18 protein-coding genes are annotated in these 23835 nt (G+C 55.4%); 13 read left to right on the top strand and 5 right to left on the bottom strand.

What is annotated here, in order from left to right:
• Positions 1–33: 33 nt before the first annotated feature.
• Positions 34–3942, bottom strand: coding sequence for an Ig-like domain-containing protein (locus AC2FJB_RS10955; RefSeq protein ID WP_496718450.1), 3909 nt, complete (start codon positions 3940–3942; stop codon positions 34–36).
• A gap of 160 nt (positions 3943–4102) precedes the next feature.
• Here AC2FJB_RS10955 and AC2FJB_RS10950 point away from each other — a divergent pair, with 160 nt between their 5' ends.
• The 5 genes from AC2FJB_RS10950 (at position 4103) to rfbA (ending at position 9881) form a co-directional block, all read left to right on the top strand.
• Positions 4103–6151, top strand: a complete 2049-nt coding sequence (locus AC2FJB_RS10950; RefSeq protein ID WP_496718451.1) for a dockerin type I domain-containing protein — start codon at positions 4103–4105, stop codon at positions 6149–6151.
• Between the two features lie 378 nt (positions 6152–6529).
• The gene (gene rfbC, locus AC2FJB_RS10945) at positions 6530–7099 is read left to right on the top strand and encodes a dTDP-4-dehydrorhamnose 3,5-epimerase (protein WP_496718452.1); all 570 of its coding nucleotides are present in this window, start codon (positions 6530–6532) and stop codon (positions 7097–7099) included.
• Complete coding sequence (gene rfbB / locus AC2FJB_RS10940; protein WP_496672864.1) at positions 7096–8136, top strand: dTDP-glucose 4,6-dehydratase; 1041 nt, start codon at positions 7096–7098, stop codon at positions 8134–8136. Before rfbC ends, rfbB begins: the two co-directional genes overlap by 4 nt.
• Complete coding sequence (rfbD, locus tag AC2FJB_RS10935; RefSeq protein ID WP_496718453.1) at positions 8133–8996, top strand: dTDP-4-dehydrorhamnose reductase; 864 nt, start codon at positions 8133–8135, stop codon at positions 8994–8996. Before rfbB ends, rfbD begins: the two co-directional genes overlap by 4 nt.
• Before the next feature lie 18 nt (positions 8997–9014).
• Complete coding sequence (gene rfbA, locus AC2FJB_RS10930) at positions 9015–9881, top strand: glucose-1-phosphate thymidylyltransferase RfbA (RefSeq protein WP_117873695.1); 867 nt, start codon at positions 9015–9017, stop codon at positions 9879–9881.
• Between the two features lie 73 nt (positions 9882–9954).
• Here rfbA and AC2FJB_RS10925 read toward each other — a convergent pair whose 3' ends face one another.
• Positions 9955–10809 carry a glycosyltransferase family 2 protein gene (locus tag AC2FJB_RS10925; RefSeq protein WP_496718454.1) on the bottom strand — a complete coding sequence of 285 codons (855 nt, stop codon included), beginning with the start codon at positions 10807–10809 and terminating at the stop codon, positions 9955–9957.
• A gap of 882 nt (positions 10810–11691) precedes the next feature.
• Here AC2FJB_RS10925 and AC2FJB_RS10920 point away from each other — a divergent pair.
• The 3 genes from AC2FJB_RS10920 (at position 11692) to AC2FJB_RS10910 (ending at position 15278) form a co-directional block, all read left to right on the top strand.
• The gene (locus AC2FJB_RS10920) at positions 11692–12606 is read left to right on the top strand and encodes a class I SAM-dependent methyltransferase (protein ID WP_496718455.1); all 915 of its coding nucleotides are present in this window, start codon (positions 11692–11694) and stop codon (positions 12604–12606) included.
• Entirely contained in the window at positions 12606–13871 is a 1266-nt protein-coding gene (locus tag AC2FJB_RS10915; protein ID WP_496718456.1) for a glycosyltransferase WbsX family protein, read from the top strand. The genes AC2FJB_RS10920 and AC2FJB_RS10915 overlap by 1 nt, the downstream gene beginning before the upstream one ends.
• Positions 13872–14000: 129 nt before the next feature.
• Positions 14001–15278, top strand: coding sequence for a glycosyltransferase WbsX family protein (locus AC2FJB_RS10910; protein ID WP_496718457.1), 1278 nt, complete (start codon positions 14001–14003; stop codon positions 15276–15278).
• Positions 15279–15372: 94 nt separating this feature from the next.
• On the opposite strand, the gene AC2FJB_RS10905 is transcribed toward AC2FJB_RS10910, so the two are convergent.
• Together AC2FJB_RS10905 and AC2FJB_RS10900 are read right to left on the bottom strand one after the other, a co-directional pair.
• Positions 15373–16017, bottom strand: a complete 645-nt coding sequence (locus AC2FJB_RS10905) for a LysR substrate-binding domain-containing protein (RefSeq protein ID WP_496718494.1) — start codon at positions 16015–16017, stop codon at positions 15373–15375.
• Between the two features lie 33 nt (positions 16018–16050).
• Positions 16051–16314 (bottom strand): LysR family transcriptional regulator, encoded by a 264-nt coding sequence (locus AC2FJB_RS10900; protein WP_496818306.1) that lies wholly within the window; start codon positions 16312–16314, stop codon positions 16051–16053.
• Between AC2FJB_RS10900 and AC2FJB_RS10895 the strand changes: the two genes are divergently transcribed.
• A complete protein-coding gene (locus tag AC2FJB_RS10895) occupies positions 16313–17452 on the top strand; it encodes a phosphotransferase family protein (RefSeq protein WP_496818304.1) in 1140 nt (379 codons plus the stop codon). The genes AC2FJB_RS10900 and AC2FJB_RS10895 overlap by 2 nt on opposite strands.
• Before the next feature lie 11 nt (positions 17453–17463).
• The gene (locus AC2FJB_RS10890) at positions 17464–18705 is read left to right on the top strand and encodes an acyl-CoA dehydrogenase family protein (RefSeq protein ID WP_496683843.1); all 1242 of its coding nucleotides are present in this window, start codon (positions 17464–17466) and stop codon (positions 18703–18705) included.
• A gap of 93 nt (positions 18706–18798) precedes the next feature.
• Here AC2FJB_RS10890 and AC2FJB_RS10885 read toward each other — a convergent pair whose 3' ends face one another.
• Positions 18799–20394, bottom strand: coding sequence for a GMC family oxidoreductase (locus AC2FJB_RS10885; protein WP_496718460.1), 1596 nt, complete (start codon positions 20392–20394; stop codon positions 18799–18801).
• 109 nt (positions 20395–20503) lie between these two features.
• Here AC2FJB_RS10885 and AC2FJB_RS10880 point away from each other — a divergent pair, with 109 nt between their 5' ends.
• The 3 genes from AC2FJB_RS10880 (at position 20504) to AC2FJB_RS10870 (ending at position 23830) form a co-directional block, all read left to right on the top strand.
• A complete protein-coding gene (locus AC2FJB_RS10880; RefSeq protein ID WP_117873674.1) occupies positions 20504–21742 on the top strand; it encodes a TRAP transporter substrate-binding protein in 1239 nt (412 codons plus the stop codon).
• Between the two features lie 64 nt (positions 21743–21806).
• Positions 21807–22472 carry a TRAP transporter small permease gene (locus tag AC2FJB_RS10875; protein ID WP_117873672.1) on the top strand — a complete coding sequence of 222 codons (666 nt, stop codon included), beginning with the start codon at positions 21807–21809 and terminating at the stop codon, positions 22470–22472.
• Entirely contained in the window at positions 22472–23830 is a 1359-nt protein-coding gene (locus tag AC2FJB_RS10870; RefSeq protein WP_496672895.1) for a TRAP transporter large permease, read from the top strand. The genes AC2FJB_RS10875 and AC2FJB_RS10870 overlap by 1 nt, the downstream gene beginning before the upstream one ends.
• Positions 23831–23835 lie beyond the last annotated feature (5 nt).

The following is a 23835-nucleotide window of genomic DNA, read 5'->3' as shown; positions in this document are numbered from 1 at the left end:
GTTGAATTCCGTCCGTTCGTACGCCGGGTCGGGTTAAGCCGTTGCCCCAGTTGGGTCGGTGTGCAGGATGTTATCTGCGGTCAGGCCGCTCAGATCGCTCAGGTCTTGGAACGTGGCCACGGTTTCAACGCTGGCATCGTCCGGCGCCTGGAAATCTACCTTGACCAGAACACTGTTTGTTCCGTCGGTTGCCATCACGTAAAGCTCATCGCCTGCCATGGCTCCGGTGAAACTCTCGACAGCAGCTTCGATTGTGCTGGGGTTGAGGTCGGTGAGTACTGTGTCAAGACCGACAAATCCGGTGTTTGTGCCCAACATGTCGCCAGCGGAAAGCAAATCGAATCCGGTGCCATCACCGCGAAGCGCATTGGTGTCCAGCCCGTGGAACATCAGTGCGTCGGTTATATCCGCAGCCGGGCCAATCGTGAAGCCAGTCACAGTGTCTGTACCATTGCTGGCCGGGTCTGCTTCGAAGACGACGATGTCTCGTCCTGCCGCAGAAACATCAATGGTATCGTCGCCATCACCGCCGCGAGTGATGGTGTCCGTATTCGCGGCGACGAGTGTGTCATCACTATTGGTGCCAAACTGAACTGTCGTTGGTCCGCCATCAGACGTTTTGATTGTCAGCTCAATAGGCTGGCTGACGTCCTGGATTGTCATCGTGAAGATGACAAGCGGCTGAGAGAGATCTGTAAAGGTTGTCGCGGCGCCGGCAAAATTCATCGTGTCCCCGGCGCCCGGGCTGGCCAAAAACAAATCGAAGGCGTTGTTTTCCGAAACCGACGCGCTGTTGAATGTGGCAACTGAAGAGTCAAATTCGAGTTCTGCCGTCAAAGCCAAACCGCTGGAGATATCGCGTTCGGCTTCGGCGTAGATTGCGAACGTCACCGTAGATCCTGTGCGCCCGACTTCAGAGATCACGTAAGCGGCGGGTTCGTGCGCAACGGCTTGCTCGGAGGCTGGCTGTGGATCTGGCCCACCCGCAACTGTCGCCTGCGCCGAAAAAACAAGGTCTTCACCTGCCTCTACAGCCGAAAAGTCAGACGCTGCGACAGACAATGTCCAGGATCCGTCTGCGGTCACCGTTGCTGATCCGACCGAAGTTCCGTTCAACGTGACATCCACCGACTGGCCGTTTGTCAGTCCGGCGGATGAACCGCTGAGGGTAATACCGGAGGTTTGAGCATCGCCCAGAGCAATCGAATTGTTGACCCCGATATCGTTCAACGTCAACAAGGGGCGAAAATCTGTGGAGAGTGAGCTGTTCGCGGCTGCGGAGCTGTTTCCGGCAAGATCGTCAACAGTGGCGGAAATGGAATAGGTCGTTCCGTCAGAGAGCAGTCCAAGATCACTGGTGGGAACGGTAACTGCCCAAGACCCATTTGATGCAACGTCTGTATAGGTTTGCCCACCGAATGTAACCGAAACGGTCTGGCCATCTTCAGCCGTGGTTGTGCCCGAGATTGCAAGATCCACGCCCCTCTCGGTCACGTCCAACACGGCACCCACAGGCAGACTGTTTATGGTTATTGAAGGTGCTGTGAAGTCAGTGGCAAAGCTTGTTGTGGTTTGATTGTTGTTTCCCGCTGCGTCCGAGATCGACGCATTGATATTGTAAGTGTCGATGTCTTGCAGGGCAGACAAATCTGTCACGGTTGCCGTATAGGTCCAGATGCCCCCGGTTACCGTTGCCGTTCCGGTAACGTCCGTAGTGCCGTCAGTGCGCGTGATCTCGACGGTAACAACTGTTCCGTCCGGCGCATCGGAAGTTCCTGACACTGTCAGGTCGGTTCCTTGTTCAACGGCGTTCATGACAGCCCCGTCGGATACGGTTGAAATTCCGATCGTCGGTGGCATGAAATCGGTGGTAAAGCTGTTGTTGGCTTGTGGAGCTGGATTCCCGGCAGCGTCCAAGACATCCGCTGTTACGGTGATGGACGCCGCGTCAGAAAGACCTGTCAGATCCGAAGCAGGTACAGTCGCGCTCCAGCTGCCTCCAGAAACCGATGCAGTATAGGACTGCCCGTTCAAGCTGACAGTTATGATTTGTCCGTCTTCTGCTGTCGTGCTTCCCGAGATTGAAAGATCTGTAGTCCGCTCGGATGCGTTCATGACAGCTCCGTCCGAGAAACTGTCGATGCTGAGTGTTGGAGCGGTCACATCCTTGGAAAGTGTCACTTCAGCATGCGGTGCCGTCACGCCGCTGGCGTCGTCGACATCCGCTGTAACAGAGAAGTTGCTCCCATCCGGCAGAGACGCCAGATCCCCAGTTGGCACAGTCACGTTCCAGGCCCCGCCGGATACTGTTCCGGAATATGCTTGACCATCGAGGGTTACGGTAACTTGTTGACCATCCTCAACATTTGACGTCAGCCCGCTGATGGTCAAGTCGGATCCGGCTTCGGTTTCGTTCAGTACGGAACCAACAGGAAGCGGTGATATCGAAATGGAAGGGCCGGTCAGGTCCACGGGAACCGATACAAGAAGCGGCACTGCCGGATTGCCCGACACATCTTCGACGGCAACCAGAATCGATGCGGGCACTCCGGTGGAAAGACTGCCCAGATCGGAATTGGGGATCGTTACACTCCAGCTTCCGCCAGAAGCGGTGCCTGTATGCACTTGTCCGTTGAACGTAACGATGATGGTCTGACAGTCCTCTGCCGTGGTGGAACCGGTCAAGGCCAGGTCGCCGGCTACGTCGATCAGTTCTATCGAGCCGCCAGCCACGGGATCCAGAGAAACAGTTGGTGCAGTAAAATCAGTATCAAAGCTTCCGCTAGCCTGTGGTGCGGAGTTTCCCGTCGCGTCGGCAACATCAGCGGTAACGGCAATCGTCGAGCCATCAGGTAGGGCCGAGAGGTCTGCCGCCGGGACAGTAACGCTCCATTGTCCGTTGGATACTGTGCCCGAATAGTCTTGCCCATTCATTGAGACGGTAACGGTCTGCCCGTCTTCTGCATCGGTCCTTCCGGTGACTGTCAGATCTGTTGCCTGTTCGATCGAATTCAAAACAACGCCATCGGAAAACCCGGTGATCGACAGGGTTGGCGGAATTGTATCAATATCGAACTGAACGGATTCGCTTGACAGTTCCGTGCCTGAATCGTCCAGATGTCTGACTGTCACCGTAGAGACGCCTTGCGGAAGCGCATTTGCTTCGGCAGCAGTGAGAGAAACGCTCCAACTGCCCTCATCGTTGGGCGTTACGCTTTTGACAAGCGAACCTATCGTGACCTCAACCGTCGATGTTCCTTCAGGAGCGGTGGCATTGGTAATGGCGCTGTTCAATGCCGTTGCCTGAAGTTCGGCCAGGTTCAGGCTGGTGTAGCTCGGTTCTGGTTGGGGTTGGGGTTCAGGCTCTGACGCGACGGGTTCAGAGGAATCGCCGCCACCGCCACCTCCGCCTGCGGCGGCAGCCGCACCGGCCAGACCAAGGCCACCCAGTGCAGCCCCTGCACCGCTGATTCCACCAGCTGTCGCTCCGGCTTCAGCTGCGCTGAACTGGGCGATTTCGGCAACTGCCTCTTCTGCGATCATGATTGCGCCGCTGTCCAAAACCTGTACGTTTTCCGCCGCCACGATCATCGTCCGACCGTCAGCCATTTTCAGAAGAACATCGCCGTTTTTCAGCAGTTTGGCGGATCGCACACCCGGAATTGTTTCTGCGAACTGGAAGGCGTACAGCTCCTCGACGGTTGCTTGCGACAACGCGGGCAAAGCCATCAATGTGGACATAAGGCCGCCAGCCGCGCCTCGACCCGCCCAACGACCAAGCTTTCCATTGATCCATTGTTGAACTTGAGATTTGCGATCTCCGTCCGTTGAGTCAGCCGCCGGACGATTGTTGGCCTCAGGTGCTATGGTCATCTTGCCCTCGCATGTGGTGTCCGCGATCATCGCAACAGGAAAGGATGTGCTGTTTGGCGTTTTGCTCATCTGTCTTTCCCATTTGTTGCCGTTGCGATCGGACCTGAAAAAATTGAGTTAAACTGAAACCGAACTTCTCGTTTTCACCACAATTCTGCTTTGGTTTCGGTCTGCTCATCTGGTCATCTTGCCGTAACTGCCAGGGGTGGCGTGTGAGGTGATGGCTGTGATGCTTCAGTTCGAAAGTGTAGTGGCAACAGGGAGCACGGCGCTCGATTCAGGTATCGGCGATACGGCTTTAAAAACGCTTAACGGGAATACGTATCTCTACGCGGTGACCGGTCCGGGTGGCGGCGTCGCAGTCTGGCGGTTGGCCGAAGGTGCCCTGCCGCAGCTGGTTGACACAGAATATTACAGCGGTTCGATCACCTTCCAGGTGGGGCGCAGTGCCACGCCGATAACGCTGGCGGGAACCGAGCAGATTGCGCTCGATATCAACACTGCCGCGGGCCTGGTCGGGTATGACGTGAACGCGGACGGAACGATCGGTAGCCTGAAAGAAACAGGAACGCTCAACGGAGGCGGAGATATCTCGGCCATCGAGCAGTTTTCACTTGGGTCTTTGGATGTCCTTGCGATGGCGCATGCGGATACCGACAATATCGGAACCTATCATGTGAACGCGAACGGGACGCTCAGTCTTGCGGGTTTGATTGCCGGCACAGCGGATGCCATGCAGACATTGCGGTCGGGTTCGGAACATTTTCTGATCTCAAGTGACGCGGCAACAAACTCTGTCGCGACGTACCGCATCGACTCCGGCACCGGCACGTTAACCGAGATCAACAATGATTCGGCACTCGGAACCCTTGGTGTTTCAACCCCAACGGATGTCGAGACCGTAGAGGCATACGGTAAATCCTGGGTTGTGGTGGCGGGGTCCGGCAGCAACTCTCTCAGTGTTCTTCAATTGAACAGCGATGGAAGTTTGAAGGCGACGGACCATGTGCTTGATACGCTTCATACGCGGTTTGAATCGGTTCAGGATCTGGCGGTCATAGACGTGAACGGGCGGGTCTTTGTGGTTGCAGGCGGCGGCGATGATGGCCTGTCTCTGTTCACTCTGACACTCGAAGGTCAACTGGTTCATCTGGACAGTTTCGCGGACACGGTGGCGAGTGGGTTGCAGAATGTCGAATCGATTAGCGTTGCGCATGTGGGTGATGAGTTGCAAATTTTCGTAACATCGCAACAGGATGCCGGAGTGACTGTCCTGACTGTTCCGGTTGATGATCTGGGTGCGGTAAGAAAAGGGTTCGGTACGGTGAACGGGAGTGCGTCGGACGATATCCTGAGCGGCAGTATTCTGGACACGACCCTACTGGGAGGCGCCGGAGACGACATTCTCATCGCGGGGAAGGGTGCGACGACGATGTCGGGTGGTGCAGGGGCCGACATCTTCGTGATGCAGTCCGGTAGTGGTCTGACCACAATAACCGATTTTCAGGCGGGCCTGGATCGACTGGATATGTTCGACTACCTTCTGTTGCGGTCGCCTCAGCAACTGACCTTTACCAGCACGGCAAACGGTGCTCAGATCGAATATCGTGGCGAGACCGTGCAGGTCCAATCCGCCTCGGGCGGCACTTTGACAAGCACGGATATCTTTGGCGCAGGCTTCGCCGGACCGGATCACATCCCGGTAGATTTCGGGGACCTGGGCGGGCAGACACCGGGCAGCTCTGATGGATTGGTCGGGCAGATTACGGTGGACAGCGAGGCCGCAAATCCGGGGCTGACGGACGCGGAAATCCGGTTCACGCCAGACGGCGGGGGTACGGTATCCGCTACCGCAGATGATCAGGGGCGGTTCGAACTGGAATTGCCGGATGGCACCTTTCCCGGAGTGCTGGACATCACCAAACACTATTCCACGGCAAGCGGGAAGATTGACGCGCTGGACGCTTTGCAAGTGTTGCGTATCTCGGTTGGTCTTGATCCGACATGGGGTCCAGCGACCGCGGAAAACCTGATAGCCGCAGACGTCAACAGGGATGGCACCGTGAACGCTCTGGATGCGCTTGCAATTTTGCAAGTCGCGGTCGGACAACCCACGGCCCATGACCCTGAATGGGTATTTCTGGATGAAAACGCGGACCTTTCCGGAATAACCAAGGACAATGTAGCCTATCAAACGGGTATCGATGTTGTGGCCTTGGATGGGGTTATCAACGCGGACATGACGTCTATCTTATTGGGTAATCTCGAAGCGACCTGAACGTCGAGTGACGTCTCGGGTGAAGCAAGGTTTGTAACTCTAAAAACGGGATGGCACTGGCTGGCTTTTACGGCCAAATTGACACGTCCCAGGCTCAGCGCTCGAATGCCATACCACATCGTGGTGCTTTTGGTTTTGGCCCAAGCGTTGTCGCGCCTGCGGCTTCGTTATCTGTTCCATCCCTGTGTTTTCATGTGGAGATGGCCCAGTATTTTCAATGGATTCTACCAGAATCGCAATTTGCCTGTGATAATCGCCTGACCTTTAGAACCGATAAGCCGCTCAAATTGCTGATCGGACAACATAGGTCTTGGCGTTGGTGGAGCAAATGTGACATAGCAGGCCGAGACTTCAACACAGAGATGAAAACTAGTAACAATGGAAATATTGGCGCTTTCCATTCCGGAAGTGAAACTGATTACCCCGAAGCGTTTTGGCGATCATCGCGGGTTCTTTGAGGAAACCTACAATGCCGACGGCTTTGCGGCACAAGGGATTCATACGCAATTCGTTCAGGACAATCATTCCCTTTCGAGCACGGTGAACACGGTACGCGGACTGCATTTTCAAGCTCCGCCAAAGGCGCAGGCTAAACTGGTGCGCTGCGGTCGTGGGCGGCTGTTTGATGTCGCGGTCGATATCCGCAAAGGCTCGCCCACCTATGGTCACTGGGTCGGTGAAGAACTGAGTTTCGAGAATGGGCGGATGCTGTTGGTTCCGGTGGGATTCGCGCATGGGTTTGTGACGTTGGAGCCGGAGACCGAAATCGTCTACAAGTGCTCTGATACCTACGCGCCGGAAACTGAAGGTGCGGTTCGTTGGGACGATCTCGATATCGGCATTAAATGGCCACAGAACAATTCAGAACCCCAGCTGTCCGAGAAAGATCGGATCGCACCACTTCTGCGCGAAATTGAATCACCTTTCGTATTCGAGGGCACACAATGAAAATTCTGGTTACGGGCGGGGCGGGCTTTATCGGCTCTGCCGTTATCCGTCGCGCGATTGCCGATGGGCATTCGGTCGTCAATGTCGATGCCCTGACCTACGCGGCCTGTCTGGACAATGTTGCCGCTGTCGCGGATGTGCCGGAATACGTTTTTGAACATGCGGATATCCGGGATGCGGCCGCGATGTCGGCAATTCTGAACACGCACCAGCCCGACGCGATCATGCATCTGGCCGCTGAAAGCCATGTTGACCGTTCGATCGATGGCCCGGCAGCGTTCATCGACACGAACCTGACCGGTACTTATGTATTGTTGGAAGCCGCACGCACCTATTGGGTGGGTGCAGGCCGACCCGAGCATTTTCGGTTTCATCATATTTCAACCGATGAAGTCTTTGGATCCTTGGGTGAAACTGGGTTTTTCACCGAAGACAGCCCATACCAGCCGAACTCACCTTATTCGGCCTCGAAAGCGGGATCGGATCATCTCGTGCGGGCGTGGCGTGAAACATACGGCCTGCCAGTGGTTCTTACCAATTGCTCCAATAATTACGGCCCTTACCAGTTCCCGGAAAAGCTGATCCCCGTGGTCATCCTCAGCGCGCTGGCAGGCAAACCGATCCCGATTTACGGGAAAGGTGACAATATTCGCGACTGGCTGCACGTCGACGACCATGCCGAAGCCCTGTTGCTGGTTCTCGAAAAGGGCGAACTGGGCCGCAGCTACAACATCGGTGGCGAGAATGAGATGACCAATCTTGATCTTGTCAGAATGCTATGCGCAATTCTGGATCGCCTCAAGCCGGGTGAAACTCCATATGCGGATTTGATCACGTTCGTCGCTGATCGCCCCGGTCACGATCAGCGCTATGCTATTGACCCGACCCGGATTCGCACGGAACTGAACTGGCGCCCTTCCTATACGCCTGAAACTGGTCTGGAACAGACAGTCCAGTGGTATCTGGACAACAGCGCGTGGTTAAACGCCCTGCAGGCCCGCAGCGGTGTGGGTGAGCGACTGGGTGTTGCCAAATGAAGGCGCTGGTATTCGGCCACGGGGGGCAGGTGGCGACCGAGTTGCGACGTCGCGGACAGGCACATGATGTCTTGGTTGAATCCCTGGATCGCGCCGCGGCCGATTTGTCGGATCCGACGCAATGTGCAGAAGCCATCCGGAACACGGATGCGGACGTGATCATCAATGCAGCAGCGTATACTGCCGTAGACCAGGCCGAAGAAGAAAGAGAGCTGGCGAAGCGGATCAACGGAGATTCACCCGGAGCAATGGCGCATGCCGCCGCGGCCCGAGACCTGCCCTTTCTGCATATTTCCACAGACTACGTTTTTGACGGTTCTGGAACGACCCCCTGGAGCACCGATAATCTGACCGGGCCGTTGGGAGCCTATGGTCAAACCAAACTGGACGGCGAACGCCAGATTGCAGCGGCTGGTGGACAGCACGCCATTTTGCGCACAAGCTGGGTTTTTTCGGCCCACGGAAAGAACTTTGTAAAGACCATTATCCGACTGGCAGAGACCCGTGACAAGCTGACCATTGTCGCAGATCAGATCGGTGGGCCAACACCTGCTGCCGACATTGCCGACACCTTGCTTGAAATGGCCAAGGCCGGCCTCGAAGCCAAAGGCGGTGTGTTCCACTATTCCGGTGCACCCGATGCCAGCTGGGCGGATTTCGCCCGTGAAATTGTTTCTCAATCCGGCTTGTCGGTTCAGATCGAAGATATTCCAACCGAAGCGTACCCAACGCCTGCGCCCAGGCCGCTGAACTCACGTATGGACTGTTCGCGGCTTGAAAATGTGTTCGGAATTCACAGGCCCGACTGGAAAGCTGGACTGGCCGAGATATTGAGCGAGTTGAAGTCAGCGACCAGCTGAACCTTGAAAGGACAGATTATGCAGCGCAAAGGCATTATTCTTGCCGGTGGGTCCGGAACCCGGCTTTACCCGATTACCATGGCGATATCGAAGCAGTTGCTGCCGATCTACGACAAGCCGATGATCTTTTACCCTCTGAGTGTTTTGATGCTGTCGCAGATCCGCGAAATCGCGATCATCACCACCCCTCAGGATCAGGATCAGTTTCAGCGCCTGTTGGGGGATGGCAGTCAATACGGGTTGTCCTTGACCTGGATTGTGCAACCGTCTCCTGATGGTCTGGCGCAGGCTTATACACTGGCCGAGGATTTTCTGGATGGTGCCCCGTCTGCGTTGATTCTGGGTGATAACATTTTCTTCGGACATGGCCTTCCGGACCTGCTGCTCGAGGCGGATCAACTGGAGCGCGGCGGTACGGTTTTTGCGTATCGGGTCGCTGATCCCGAACGCTACGGCGTTGTGGATTTCGAAGGAAACAAAGCCCGCGCGATCGTCGAAAAACCAAAGGTACCTCCGTCGAACTACGCGGTGACGGGTCTTTATTTTCTGGATGGCGATGCTCCGGCCCGCGCGCTTGAGGTCAAACCGTCAGATCGCGGCGAGCTGGAAATCACGTCGCTGTTGGAGATGTATCTGGACGAAGGTTTGCTGGATGTGCAGACCATGGGGCGCGGTTTTGCCTGGCTGGATACCGGCACACACGGGTCTTTGCTGGATGCGGGAAACTTCGTGCGCACGATCACGGAACGTCAGGGTATGCAGACCGGCAGCCTGGATGAAATTGCCTGGGCGAATGGCTGGATCGACGACGAGGCTCTTGATACGCGCGCGCGCCTGTTCGCCAAGTCCACGTACGGCACCTATCTGAAGGGGCTTTTGAGCTAGGCCGGGAACTGTCTCACGGTTACGTGTTCAGACTGGATTGTGCCCAGGCCGCAAACTGCTTCACGCTTTGTAATCAAGGTCTGAACGGGGCAGGTCGGGCATTTCGGCCATGCCAAACGCCGCGCAAGAAGGCCCATTGTTTGGCGCGTTTTCTCGCTGAGAACAACACAACCGGTGACAGCATTTGCAGAAGCGCCGATGCCAGGGCTCGACCAAAAGCCATCGGGACTGCATGTTTGCGGGCGACATAAACTCTCGATTGCCCCATATACCAGCCTTTCAGGCCAGCGATGGCTGGGCTTCCTGGAGAAGACTTGCCTCTGGCATGGCGCATCTGAGCGTTGTGAATATAGTACAGTGGACCGCAGGCAGCCTTGAGCCGCAGGCTCAGGTCATCGTCTTCATGATACAGAAAGATTTCGGGATCAAACCCGCCAACCGCTTCGAATGCTTCGCGGCGGACCAGAAACGCGGCGCCGACGAGGACTGGCAATTCAAAGTCGGAATTGGCTGTTTTCCTGGGCAGGGTCTCATTTCGGGGAATGATCACACTGTAGCGCCTGAAACGAGGTGCCCCCTTCCGGTCGAGAATAGCAGGATTAAATGCTGACGCATCCGGATGATAGTCGGCCCCCTCTTGTAGAGCGTCTAACGCTCCGGGCAACAATTGAGAATCCGGGTTCAGAAACAAAAGCAGGTCCGAGGTTGCTTTGGCGGCACCAAGGTTGCAGGCGCGGCCAAATCCAATGTTTTCAGGGTTTTCGACCAGAGTTGCGCCGTGTGCCTTTGCCAATTGCCGCACCGTTTCAATATCATCCGACCCATTGTCGACTAGAATCGTGGGCACGCCTTCGGGGATCGAATTCAGCATCTCAGGCAGGACCCCGGTGCTGTTGTAGCAAACGCTTATGATCGTAATCTGTGACAATCCTGCCTGCCGTCTCTGTGGAATGGACCTGATTGTTACTTCCTCTCAAACACAGTTAGGGTCAACCCCGGTTCCAGTGTGACAGGTCTGGGCTGCAGAGTGCACTCTGTGGCCCTGTCCGCTCAGCGACAACAATCTGTGAAGTATTTGAAGCGGTTTGAACCGGTGAAGCCAGGACATAAAACCGATCAACGAGGGTGGCAGGTTGGCGAAAACACGTTGGGAAGTGCTGGGCTTTTTGCTCTGAGCAGTGCGATGTACGTCTTTGTGGTTTTCCGATTTCCGACAAATGAGGTGAGTGAGCAGATTGTTGCCTGTCGTCAGTTTGAAACCAAGAAGTAGCAGCACGCCTTGAAAGCGATATAGGAATCCCGGTGCAATCCATTTGCCAGAGTAATGCGCATGCGGTGCACCGTAAGTGTTGCAAATGGTTGCAGACGCAAGGGTGCGCGCTCTGTACCAAGCGCGCATCTGACAGACATCATACTGCCTAAACCGCAACCTTCCGCGATATCGGTAAGCTGCGGAAACTATGCAATTATTTCAAGCATGCCTCTGATGGAATGCGGCAGGAAACCACGAAATACGTCTCGACAGTCACGCGTATGTCGACTCTCCGAGGTGAACGGGTTTCGAACCACAATTCAGTCTAAAAGCGTTACTTTGGAAGTGGTTGCGGAGAATCTTCGTTGTCAATGGCCCAAGGCGAGGGGTCATTGCTGCCGGGGAAGTTTTGTGCAACAGTAACCGCCGAAACTGAGTATTATCTGGGTATAACATCTGAAGCCTCATGTATCGGTTTGGTATTGGGGATTGCAGAACCAGACCAAACTATATAGCAGCCGAATTGAAGCACGAAATAAGCATCACGGAAGAATTGCAGTGAGCGATAGACACACTTACGAATACGACATTGATATGATTAGTGATGTAGCACCTGCACGTGTGCTGCGCATGGTAAAGCCCGGGTCCAAGGTGCTTGAGATCGGGGCCGGGCCTGGTTCGATCACGCGCCATCTTTCCGGCACGTTGGAATGTGATGTTGTGGCGCTTGAGATCGACCCTTCGGCGATCGAGAAGCTAAAACCGTTTGCCCGTTCGGTGTACCCGATGGATCTCAACGATGATTCATGGAGTGACATCGTTCGCGAAAAAGACGGGGTTTTCGATTACGTGATCGCTGCAGACGTTCTGGAACACGTTTACGACCCGTGGAGCGTTCTTTCAGGCATGAAATCGCTTTTGAACGACACGGGGTCGGTGATTCTTTCGCTGCCGCATGTTGGCCATGCAGCGATTGCTGGTTGTCTTGTCGATGAAGATTTCGAGTATCGTGACTGGGGCCTGTTGGATCGAACCCATGTCCGGTTTTTCGGCATCAAAAATGTTCAGCACCTGCTGTCTTCGCAGGGTATGAGCATTGAACAAGCCGAGTTTGTGGTTCGTTCGCCAGAGATGACGGAGTTTTGCCACCGGTGGAGTCGTTTGCCTCAGGATGTTCAGGCTGCATTGCAGCGCAATCGCTATTCTCATGTGTTCCAAGTCGTGAGTAGATCGGTCCCCAAAGAACGCGCGGTAAATGATATCTACCTGATGGGTTTACCCGTCGAACAACCCGATGAAGAAACCAGACAGCATTGGACCAACATGATGGCTGGTTTGCCTCTGTCCGAGGACGTTGACCTGCAATCAACGATCGGTCCCGTTAACTCAGGCACAGGTTCGCGCGTTGATCCGGGCCCACTGGCCAAGAAGAAAAAAAAATCGCTCGCGCGGATGTTGGGGTTGAAGAAGTAATGTCCACGAGCATCGCCAATCGTGAATTTGGCAGTATCAGGACTATTGCCTTCTACCTACCTCAGTTCCATCCGATCCCGGAAAACGATGAGTGGTGGGGCAAGGGCTTCACCGAGTGGACAAATGTCGCAAAAGCCAAGCCTCTTTTCACCGGGCATTATCAACCTCATCTTCCTACAGATCTGGGGTTTTATGACTTGCGGGTCCGTGAAACGCGGCTTGAGCAGATTGAAATGGCCAAAGCCAGCGGAATTGATGGATTCTGCTACCATTACTACTGGTTTTCCGGAAAGCGACTGCTCGAACGTCCCGTCGACGAAATGCTTGCGGATCCTGAAAGCGATATGCCGTTTTGTCTTTGCTGGGCGAATGAGAACTGGACGCGCCGCTGGGATGCGGCTGAACACGAGATCCTCATTGAGCAGAAGTACAAGCCCGAAGACGATCTGGAATTCATTAAGTCGATCGAGCCTTTTTTTCGTGACCCTCGCTACATAACAGTAGATGGCGCTCCGTTCCTGATTGTGTATCGTCCACAACATCTGAAGAACTCGCGCAAAACCGTTCAGGTCTGGCGAGACTATTGCGCGTCTGTTGGCATCCCCAAAATACATCTGGCCTGTGCGCTTACGCACCGTAACTGGGACTACGCGTCATACGGGTTTGATTCCGGTGTGGAATTCCCGCCCCACAGCATCAACGTGCCCAACCTCTCGCCAGAGGTGGATTTGTTCGACGATTTCCAAGGCCATTGCGTCGACTTTTCCGCGATCGCAGAACAGTACTTGGGTCACAACTATGGACCGGAAAACAACGTTCATCGATCGGTTTTTCCGTCCTGGGACAACACTGCCCGGCGGAAAGAAAATGCCATGATTGTTTTGAACGGAACGCCGCAGAACTATGAATATTGGCTCTCGCAAGCCTTGCGCAAAACCGCTCAGGATTTCCCTGACCAGGAACGTTTCGTTTTCGTGAATGCATGGAATGAATGGGCGGAAGGATGTCATCTTGAACCGGATCGGGAGTATGGGCACGCGTTTTTACACGCGACTAAAGCCGCTCTACAGGGGTCAAAGCTGACCGACTGGACGCATGTGGGCGTGCCCGAGATCTCGCGCCGTCGCGAAGCCACCCAAGGTCACGCGCAACCCGTTCCATATGGTGCCAATAAATCATTGGCCAAACGGGCTTTCCGTCTTTTGCGCGATACGGTCAGCGGTCGGTTGCTGAAGCAATGGCTGTCCGCGGCCCGCACAAAATAGAAAACCACGCTGGATTGAGTTGCATGAAAGTTCCAAGTACTTGTCATGCAACTCTGTCTCGTGCTTTGCGTAGAAAAAAAGGTTTTCTTTGTCATAGTCGGCACGACGCACCTTAGTACGGGAAACAGAATGTCCGTCAAAGATACCCTGCTTTACTATTTGCTGACCGCGGCGTCGAAACTCAGCCCACCTTTGTCGCCACGTACGGCAAGGCGGTTCAGAAATTCAGCCAAGAAAAGAGACCCCAAACGGGGTTGGGACAAACCTGGGCAATCAAACAGGCAGGGATTTGAAGCCGTTGGTCAGGCCGAAGAGTTCAAACATTTCGACCCGCCTGCGAAAGCTGATCCCGCAGTACGGGCGATCGCGCATTACCTGCCGCAATTTCACCCATTTAAAGAGAATGATGAATGGTGGGGTAAAGGCTTTACTGAATGGACCAATGTCGGAAAGGCCGTTCCGAATTACCCGGGCCATTACCAGCCTCACTGTCCGATTCATCTGGGCTACTACGACTTGCGGTTGCAAGAGATCATGGTCGAACAGGCGCGGATCGCGAAATCTTACGGGATAGGAGGCTTCTCCTATTACTACTATTGGTTCGGCGGAAAGACCCTGATGGAACACCCGCTCGAACAAATGTTGGGCAATCCGGAGGTTGACATGCCTTTTTGCCTGACATGGGCAAATGAAAACTGGACGCGCCGCTGGGACGGGCGGGCGCATGACGTTCTTATCGCGCAGAACCATTCGATCGAGGATTCCCTGAACCTTCTCCGCCATATACGTAAATACTTTGATGATCCGCGCTATATTCGGATAGATGGGAAGCCTGTTTTTATCGTTTACCGTGCGAACATCATACCGAATATCGAGGAAACAACCGCAGCATGGCGAAAAGAGGCGCAGAGCTGGGGCGAGTCGGACCTGTATCTCATAGCTGCCCAGACTTTTGATATTGGCGACCCCGAGAAACTGGGTTTCGACGCTGCTATGGAGTTCCCTCCGCATCAGGTAAAGCGCACCGACATCACGGATGAGATGGGGATCCACAATCCAGAATTCACGGGAGCCGTTCTGGACTATCAAGCCGTGGTAGAGGCAGAACTTCAAAAGCCGGAACCTGAATACAAGTTGTTTCGGTCCTCCACGCTTTCCTGGGACAATACCGCGCGTAATCAGGATGCTCCACGGATTATGGGCCGGTTCTCAATCGATGCCTACAGGCGCTGGACGGAACACTTGTGTCGTCAGGTTCTTGCGCAGGAAAAATACAGTGCTGACGAAAAAATCGTTTTCATAAACGCGTGGAACGAGTGGGCAGAGGGGACCCATCTGGAGCCTGATCGAAGATACGGCTTTGCCTATCTTCAGGCAACGTATGACGCATTACCCAAAAAAGTCTGAGGGTCAGATCAACACGTGAAGTTTTCGACTTCCCGGATTCGAGGATCGGAAGGCAAGCTCCTCTGATATCCTGCCGACTCATGTTGCTTATGGTTCAGTCACTACTCTGATCGACCATTTGATGCTGTTCCCAATCGTTTGGTCTGCCAGTGCGACCTGCGATTTGGTCGAACATCCATTGTACTGCTTCGTCGCCGTCAGAACGGATATGCCGATACAGGCGAAGTTCGATCGGAGGTACTTCAACCGGCAACCTCAACATGCGCAGCCCCATTTCACGCGCGCTGCATTCGGTCAGCGTAGCAACCATATCTGTCTTGTGCAGAATGTCCCGGATGTTCAGATAGCTTTGCATCTGAAGCCCGAGTTTGCGCCGCGCACCCAGTTTGCGCAGGACGATGTCGACCGGACTTGCCCCCTGAGGTCGTGAGGAAACATGCAGATGTGTCAGCTGAAGATAACGCTCCAGCGTCAATGGGCCCGAACCCAGCGGGTGGTCGGGCCGCATGGCACAGACGTAACGGTCCTTCATGATGGTCCGGCTGATCAGATCCGAACTGTCCGGCATCGGAATGTCCGACGCGATGTCGATCGTGCCCTGCTGCAACGCCTTGCGCGTATCCCGGCGGGGAATGCGCACGAGGCTGAGTTCGACCTGCGGTGCCGTGCCTTGAAACCCGGACAAAAGCCCGGGCAGGATGATGAGGCTGTGAAGGTCGACCAAACTGACCCGGAACAGCCGTTTGCTGGTAAACGGGTCGAACCGTTCACCCTACGCCGATGCGGCTTGCAACTGGCGGAGAGCGGCAGAGATCCTGTCCGACATGCTCTCTGCCAGGGCTGTGGGTTGCATCCCCGTGCCGGTTTTCACGAAAAGCGGGTCGTTCAGTGCCCTGCGCAACCGGGTCAGGGCGTTGCTGACGGCCGGTTGTGTGATCGACAGGCGTTCGGCAACGCGGGTCAGATTCCGCTCGGTATAGATGGCGTCAAAAACAACAAAAAGATTCAGGTCGATCTTATTGAGCTTGGTCGTCATGTCATTCACCAGATTTATGCTGACGATCATGCAAGTAAATTTCACAAATGTCATTGGTGGCGGTAAGCTGTATGACATCCCGGCGGAAAACGGAGATTTGTGCATGACATCATCCGGCCTCGAACTCGATATCGAGCGGCTTTCGACATATTTGGGGCGCCACATCGAAGGTTTCGCCGGTCCTTTGTCCTATCAGAAGTTTTCAGGCGGGCAGTCGAACCCAACCTATCTGCTGAAGGCCGGTGGCTCGAAATACGTGCTGCGCCGCAAGCCGCCCGGTGACCTGCTGCCTTCGGCCCATGCAGTGGATCGGGAATATCGTGTTCTCAAGGCACTTCATGGCACTGCGGTTCCGGTTGCCAAACCTTACGTGCTGTGTGAGGACACGGATGTCATCGGTTCCATGTTCTATGTCATGAGCTTCCAGGAGGGGCGGATCTTCTGGAACCCGGCGCTCCCTGAATTGGACGTGGCGGACCATCGTCCGATTTTTGACGAAATGATCCGCGTTCTGGCTGCGCTGCATTCGGTTGACATAAGTGCCATCGGTCTGTCTGGTTTCGGGAAGCCGGGAAATTATTTCGAACGCCAGTATAGCCGCTGGACCAAACAGTATCGCGCTGCGGAAACCAACAACCTTCCCGAGATGGAGCGGCTTATGAGCTGGCTGGCCCGTAATCTGCCTGATGGTGACGGTTCGGTCAGTCTGATCCACGGCGATTTTCGCATAGACAATTTTATCTTCGCTTCGGATACCCCGCAGATCACTGCCGTTCTGGATTGGGAGCTGTCGACGCTGGGCCACCCGATGGCTGATCTAGGATATTTCTGTGTCTGTCTCCGGTTGCCGCCGACCGGTCTGATCCGGGGGTTGCAGGGGCTGGATCGGGCTGCTTTGAATATCCCTTCCGAAGCTGAGATGATCGACCGGTATTGTTCGCTGCGTGAACTGCCAGAAATTGAAAACTGGACCTTCTATCTGGCGTTTTCCTTCTTCCGGATGGCTGCGATTGCTCAGGGTGTTTATAGTCGTGCGCTGGCGGGGAATGCATCGAACGAGAACGCGATGGCGTTCAAGGACCTAGTGGCCCCTCTGGCGCAAATGGCGCTCGACGAAGTCGCCGCTGCAACTCACTGAAGAGGATCACTATGGATTTTGCTCCATCGCCACGCGCCGAAGAAATGCACGACCGGCTAAAAGCCTTTATGGAGGCGCACATCTATCCGCGCATTCGCGACCATAAAGAGGAAATAGAAGCCGGCAATTTCCCAGTTTCGTTCATGGAAGACCTCAAGTCGCTGGCCCGCGCCGAGGGGCTTTGGAACATGTTCCTGCCCTCCTTGCGGGATGATGAGCCCGGTACGCGGCTCAGAAACCTTGATTACGCGCCCCTGGCAGAAATGATGGGGCAGGTGAGCTGGTCGTCTGAAGTGTTCAACTGCAACGCGCCGGATACCGGAAACATGGAACTGCTGCATATGTTCGCCACGCCCGAGCAGCGCGAAGAGTGGTTGGTGCCGCTGATGAACGGCAAGATTCGCTCGGCCTTTGCCATGACCGAGCCGGATGTGGCGAGTTCGGACGCGACCAACATAACGACATCTATCCGGCGCGCGGGTGATGAATACGTCATCAATGGCCGCAAGTGGTTTATCACCAATGCTTGCCACCCCAACACCAGACTATTCATCGTCATGGGCAAAACCGACCCAAACGCCGATCGCCATAAACAGCAAAGCATGATCATCGTTCCAAAGAATACGCCCGGTTTGGAGATCGTGCGCAATCCGACGATCCTGAACATGCACGATCCCGAAGGTCATGCTGAACTGGTTTTCAAGGACGTGCGCGTCCCGGTCGGCAATCTGCTGGGCGAAGAGGGCAGCGGTTTTGCACTGGCTCAGGCCCGGCTTGGGCCGGGGCGTATTCATCATTGCATGCGCTCGATCGGGGCGGCGGAAATGGCACTGAACTTGATGGTGGAGCGCGCCCAGGAACGTAAGACCTTTGGCAAGCAACTTTCGGAACAAGGCGTGATCCGCGAATGGATCGCGAAATCCCGGTTAGAGATCGAACAGGCCAGGCTGTTGACCCTGAAGGCGGCCTGGAAGATAGATCAGGTGGGCGCGAAAAAGGCGTTCCGCGAAATATCTCTGATCAAGGTGGTAGCGCCCCAGGTGCATGCAACGGTTACGGACCGTGCAATGCAGGTCTTTGGCGCAATGGGCATGACGCCTGACACGCCATTGGCCGACAGTTACACTTGGGCCCGGGCGTTGCGCTACGCCGATGGTCCTGATGAGGTTCATCTTCAGGCTATTGCCAAACAGGAGTTGAAGAATTCCAACTATGGGATGTCCGCGCTATGGCTGACGCCGCCTCCGCGGTAAGTCAGGGCAGGGATGGTATCATCCGAATATCCCGAAGATATGCAAGCCGAGTTGCCCGGATTGTCTGGGCATTTGGACACGGAGCGTGCTGCGCTATGTTCCGGCGGCAAGTAAGTCACTCGCCTTTTCTCCGATCATGATCGCGGGGGCGTTTGTGTTGCCGCTGACGATTTCGGGCATGATCGAACAATCCGCGACCCGCAGGTTTTCGATGCCGTGAACCTTTAGCGCAGGATCTACGACTGCGGTTTCATTCGTACCCATCGCGCAGGTCCCCGTTGGGTGATAGATCGAAACGGAATTCGACCTGACCCAGTCCAGAGTGCCCTCGTAATCGTCGGCAGAGAGTTGAGATGTCGGGCGGAACTCTTCGGAAATCTTCGATGCCAGCGGATTATGCTGAGCGATTCTGCGGGCGATGTTCACGCCGTCGACGATGGTCCGGCAATCCGTTTCCGTCGACAGATAGTTCGGAATGATCTTTACATGCTGTGACGGGTCCGGGCCGTTCAGATGCAGTTCACCCCTGCTTTCCGGCCGCAGCTGGCACACGGACATGGTAAAGGCGGAAAACGGGTGTACGCCTTCGCCGGGGCTGTCGGCGGACCATGGTTGTACATGGAACTGAATGTCGGGCGTTTCCACGTCCGGGCGTGTTTTCATGAATCCAGTTGCAAGGCTGGCTGCCATGGTCATCGGACCTGCGCGGAACAACGCGTATTTGAGCGCAATGCGGGCCTGATTGATCAGGCTGCGCACCTCGTCATTCAATGTGGGCTCATTGCATTTGAAAACGAGACGGGCCTGCAAATGATCTTGCAGTCTTTTGCCGACACTGGGCAAGGCATGTACCGGATCGATCCCGTTTTTCTTCAGGTGGTCTGGGTCGCCGATACCCGACAACATCAGAATTTGAGGAGAGTTGATTGCACCGCCGGACAGGATGACTTCGCGCCGTACCTTGAGGGTTATCTCATTGCCTGCGCGATCCCTATAGACAAGTCCGGTCGCCCGTTTCCCATCCAGCTTTATGCGTGTCACCAGTGCGTTCGTGATGATTTTCAGGTTTTGCCTGTTTTGAATTGGTTTCAAATACGCCACGGCTGAACTGCACCTGCGGCCATTGCGGGTGGTCAGCTGAAAGTACCCTACGCCTTCCTGATCTGCGCCGTTGTAATCTGGATTGAAAGGGTATCCGGCGGCTTGTGCTGCCGCGACCCATGCGTCGCAGATCGGTCGCTGAATGCGCATGTTCGACACCGATAGCGGCCCGCCGACACCGTGATACGGGTCTTCGCCGCGCTCTTGATCTTCGCTGCGTTTAAACAGCGGCAGCACGTCGTCCCAACCCCAACCGACATTCCCCATCTGGCGCCAGCGGTCATAATCTTCCTTTTGGCCGCGCACATAGAGCAAACCGTTCAGTGAGGATGAGCCGCCCAGCACTTTCCCGCGCGGCCAGTCGATCGAGCGCCCGTTCAGACCGGGATCAGGCTCGGTCCTGTAACACCAGTCCACCGAAGGGTTGTGCATGGTCTTGAAATAGCCAACCGGGATGTGGATCCAGGGGTTGGTGTCGCGGCCGCCGGCCTCCAACAGCGCGACGGTCGTGTTGGGGTCGGCGCTGAGCCGGTTGGCGATGACACAACCCGAAGACCCCGCGCCAACTACCGCATAATCCACTTCCATGACCGCCTCCTTCCAACGTCGTTGAAAAAAACTCTATGCAAGATGCAAGAATTATACTAGTCTTTTTTGATACAAAACGTCTCAATAATTGCGAACAGGGAGGTAAGCAATGGAGATTGGTCGAAAACTGAGTGGTATTTCGCGGCGGGATTTTTTCCGGGTGGCGGGTCGTTACGGCATGAGCTCGACGCTACTTGCGGCAGGAGGATTTGGCGGGGCGATGAGCCTGGCAAATCTGGCGCAAGCGGCAGAATCCACTTACGAAAAACGCTTTTCTAAAGAACCAAAGCACACGTTGAAATTCGGTGCTTCGGGCTTCAACACCCGCAACCTTCTGATTGAACGCGCCGGAGCCATCGAATTCGCGCGCGATCTGGAAGAGAGGACCGATGGTGAGATTCGGATCGAGTTCATCGGCGACAACCAGATCTGCGGACAACTCAGCTGCGTTGAGAAAACGCAGCAGGGAATCGTCGATATATACGCAGCCTCGACCCAAAACTCGGCCGGCGGTGCGCCTTATCTGAACGTTCTGGACTATGCCTACATGTTCCCGAGCCGTGCGGCGCAGTATCATTTCTTCTACAGCCCGGCCAGCCAGCGCATCCTGCGCGACCCGCTGGAAAAGCGGCACGGGTTGAAATTCCTGTTCACCCACTGCGAACTGCGCGGACTGCAAATGGGCTCGACCTTTGCCGACAAGCCGACCGTGACCAAGCTTGAAGAGTTGTTTGGCACCAAGAACCGCGTGACGGGCACGCAGCTGGGTCGGATCGCAATGCAACTGCTGAATCTGAACCCTGTGCCGGTAGCATGGGAAGAAACGCTGGATGCGCTCAAAACCGGTCTAATCGACGGGGCGGAAACCTGGGCTTCGGCGGTGGCGTATGCGAACATGGCACCTGTGGTCTCGCAATCCGTGAACCTGAAGTTCTTCTGCGGCACAGAACATACCTCGATGTCTGCCAAAGTATTCGACGGGCTGGGCGGCGAGTTGCAGGATGCTGTGATGGAGTCGTCCTACTTCACGCAAGCTCTGATCCAGGGCGCGAACGAGGCGGCGCTGCTGAACACCGTTGGGTTCTCGGATCCGCAACTGCCGCATACCATATTTGCGGAAAACGGCGTACGCCCAGCCTTCCTTCCGGATGATCAGATCAAGCTGGCCGAAGAAATGTGTGCTCCGAACTTTAACCCAGAACCGTGGGCGCAGTGGCGCGAACGGCTGAACAAGTGGGCCGGTGGCATCGATACCTACCAGGAGATCTACGACATCGCGCGCGAGATTCCTGCGGACACGCTGCCAGAAAACGTCGAGCCGCGCCGCTGGTGGAAGGGCGAGGCCTGATTAGACTGCCAGAACCGGCCCAAACGGGCCGGTTCAAACAATACCGACTGGGAGGACGGGCTTCATGTCACTTTGGGCAGACATTGGCGCAATTTTCAGCGCTTTTCTCAGCCAGGATTCATTTGAGATACAAATCGCTCTGGAATCCGACGCCGCTTGGATCGTTGGTGCGGTCGTTGCCGCGATCGGGGGTTTGCTGGTCATGCTGATCTATCGAAAAGTCCCGTTGATCGAGCGTCATCTGGAACGTTCGGTCATGGTGTACTCTTATCTTGCTATTGCGCTGATCATTTTCTGGGGCGTGATCGACCGGTTTGTTTTCAACGATCAAGAACCCTGGTCCACTACCATTCCTCCGCTTCTGTTTATGGTAATGGCTTGGTTCGGTGCTTCCTACAACGTGCGACTACGAACGCATCTGAGTTTCAGCGAATTCCGTACGGCCATGCCCCGTGGCGGGCAACTGGCCTGCCTGTTCCTGGACGCCGTGCTGTGGTTCATCTTTGCGGTGATTGTCATCGTGACCACCTCGCGGCTGGTGGCGCTTTCGGCCTCGAACTTTCAGATCGTTCTGGGCACGGACAATATCATGCAGTGGTGGTTCCTGCTGGCAGCGCCATTGTCATTCTTTTTGATGGTCGGTCGCGTGTTTCAAAACCTCGCGGATGATTTGCACAACTGGAAAACAGGCGAGCCGCTGATCAAGCAGGCCGTGATCGGGGCAGACTGATGACAGACGGAACACTTGTTACACTGATCTCGCTGGGGGTCACCTTTCTCTTCATGCTGGGCGTGCCGGTGCTGCTGGTCATCGGCTACTGGGTCATCGGATGTTCCTTTGTCCTTGGTCTGACACTGGACAATATGGGGGCCGAACTGCTGAACGTCTTCAACAAGGGCTTCGCCCTGTTGGCGATGCCGTTGTTCATCCTGACCGGAGACCTGATCAACAAATCCGGTATCGCGCGACGGCTCAGTGATTTTGCCTATGCCTGCCTGGGCTGGATACGTGGTGGACTGGCAATGGCATCGCTAGGTGCCTGCGGGCTTTTCGCGGCGATTTCCGGGTCGAACTCAGCCACAACGGCGACCATCGGGTCGATGCTTCACCCCGAGATGGTAAAAGGCGGCTATGACGAACGGTTCAGCGCAGCGACCGCTGCTGCGGGCGGCACGGTCGGTATCATCATCCCCCCTTCGATCATCTTCATCGTCTATGGCTTTCTGATGAACCTCCCGATTTCCGAATTGTTCGTCGCCGGTATTCTGCCCGGTGCGCTGATGGTCATCGGGATGCAGCTGGCGTGCTGGATCATCTGCCGCATGAACGGGTGGGGCTATCTGATCCCACTGCAATTGAACCGGGTGCTGAAGACCGCCTTTGGTGCCTGGCTCGGCTTTTTCGCCATCGGTCTTGTGCTCTGGGGCATTTATACTGGCAAGTTCTCTCCGACAGAGGCCGCGGGTGTGACCGTGGGCTTTTGTGTCATTGCGGGGCTGGTCAGCCACCCTATCAACCGGATCATGGGGGCCCGGAACGATATTCCGCCAACCGAAAAGAGTTTCGCCGAAATGTTTGTGGTCGAAGGGTTCACGATTCCTGAGATCCCCTCAATCGTTATCAGGTCTGCCCAGATTACGGGTATCCTGGCACCTTTGATCGCAATTTCGGTGGTGATGCAGCAAATCCTGTCGCTGCTTGGTGCTCAGGAAACAATCGGAAACTTCGTGACCTCCATGGGGGGGTACCATGCGGTTCTGTTCACATCGATGGTGATTGTCTTTTTCTCGGGCATGGTGCTGGAAAGCCTTCCGGTCACGATCATCCTGGCCCCGATCCTCGCGCCGATAGCGGCCTCGGTCGGAGTCGACCCGATTCACTTCTCGGTGATATTCCTTGTCGGGGCATCCATCGGGTTTATTACGCCGCCATATGGGCTTAACCTTTATGTAGCTTCGGGCGTGACGGGGGTGCCGTACTTCCGGTTGCTGCGCTACACGGTGCCTTACTTGGTGGCCCTGTTGTCAGTCTGGATATTGGTGTCGCTGGTCCCCGAACTGGCCTTGATCCTACTGCCAAATAACTAGAATGT

The sequence above is a fragment of the Ruegeria sp. CDSC085 genome, assembly GCF_059610465.1.
Note: the sequence above shows the minus strand (reverse complement) of the source record. Positions and strands in the feature narration are given on the sequence as shown.

Coding starts and splice junctions, on each gene's coding strand:
- AC2FJB_RS10955 (WP_496718450.1), bottom strand. CDS start 3,942: ATGAGCAAAACGCCAAACAGCACATCCTTTCCTGTTGCGATGATCGCG.
- AC2FJB_RS10950 (WP_496718451.1), top strand. CDS start 4,103: ATGCTTCAGTTCGAAAGTGTAGTGGCAACAGGGAGCACGGCGCTCGAT.
- rfbC (WP_496718452.1), top strand. CDS start 6,530: ATGGAAATATTGGCGCTTTCCATTCCGGAAGTGAAACTGATTACCCCG.
- rfbB (WP_496672864.1), top strand. CDS start 7,096: ATGAAAATTCTGGTTACGGGCGGGGCGGGCTTTATCGGCTCTGCCGTT.
- rfbD (WP_496718453.1), top strand. CDS start 8,133: ATGAAGGCGCTGGTATTCGGCCACGGGGGGCAGGTGGCGACCGAGTTG.
- rfbA (WP_117873695.1), top strand. CDS start 9,015: ATGCAGCGCAAAGGCATTATTCTTGCCGGTGGGTCCGGAACCCGGCTT.
- AC2FJB_RS10915 (WP_496718456.1), top strand. CDS start 12,606: ATGTCCACGAGCATCGCCAATCGTGAATTTGGCAGTATCAGGACTATT.
- AC2FJB_RS10910 (WP_496718457.1), top strand. CDS start 14,001: ATGTCCGTCAAAGATACCCTGCTTTACTATTTGCTGACCGCGGCGTCG.
- AC2FJB_RS10895 (WP_496818304.1), top strand. CDS start 16,313: ATGTCATTCACCAGATTTATGCTGACGATCATGCAAGTAAATTTCACA.
- AC2FJB_RS10900 (WP_496818306.1), bottom strand. CDS start 16,314: ATGACGACCAAGCTCAATAAGATCGACCTGAATCTTTTTGTTGTTTTT.
- AC2FJB_RS10890 (WP_496683843.1), top strand. CDS start 17,464: ATGGATTTTGCTCCATCGCCACGCGCCGAAGAAATGCACGACCGGCTA.
- AC2FJB_RS10885 (WP_496718460.1), bottom strand. CDS start 20,394: ATGGAAGTGGATTATGCGGTAGTTGGCGCGGGGTCTTCGGGTTGTGTC.
- AC2FJB_RS10880 (WP_117873674.1), top strand. CDS start 20,504: ATGGAGATTGGTCGAAAACTGAGTGGTATTTCGCGGCGGGATTTTTTC.
- AC2FJB_RS10875 (WP_117873672.1), top strand. CDS start 21,807: ATGTCACTTTGGGCAGACATTGGCGCAATTTTCAGCGCTTTTCTCAGC.
- AC2FJB_RS10870 (WP_496672895.1), top strand. CDS start 22,472: ATGACAGACGGAACACTTGTTACACTGATCTCGCTGGGGGTCACCTTT.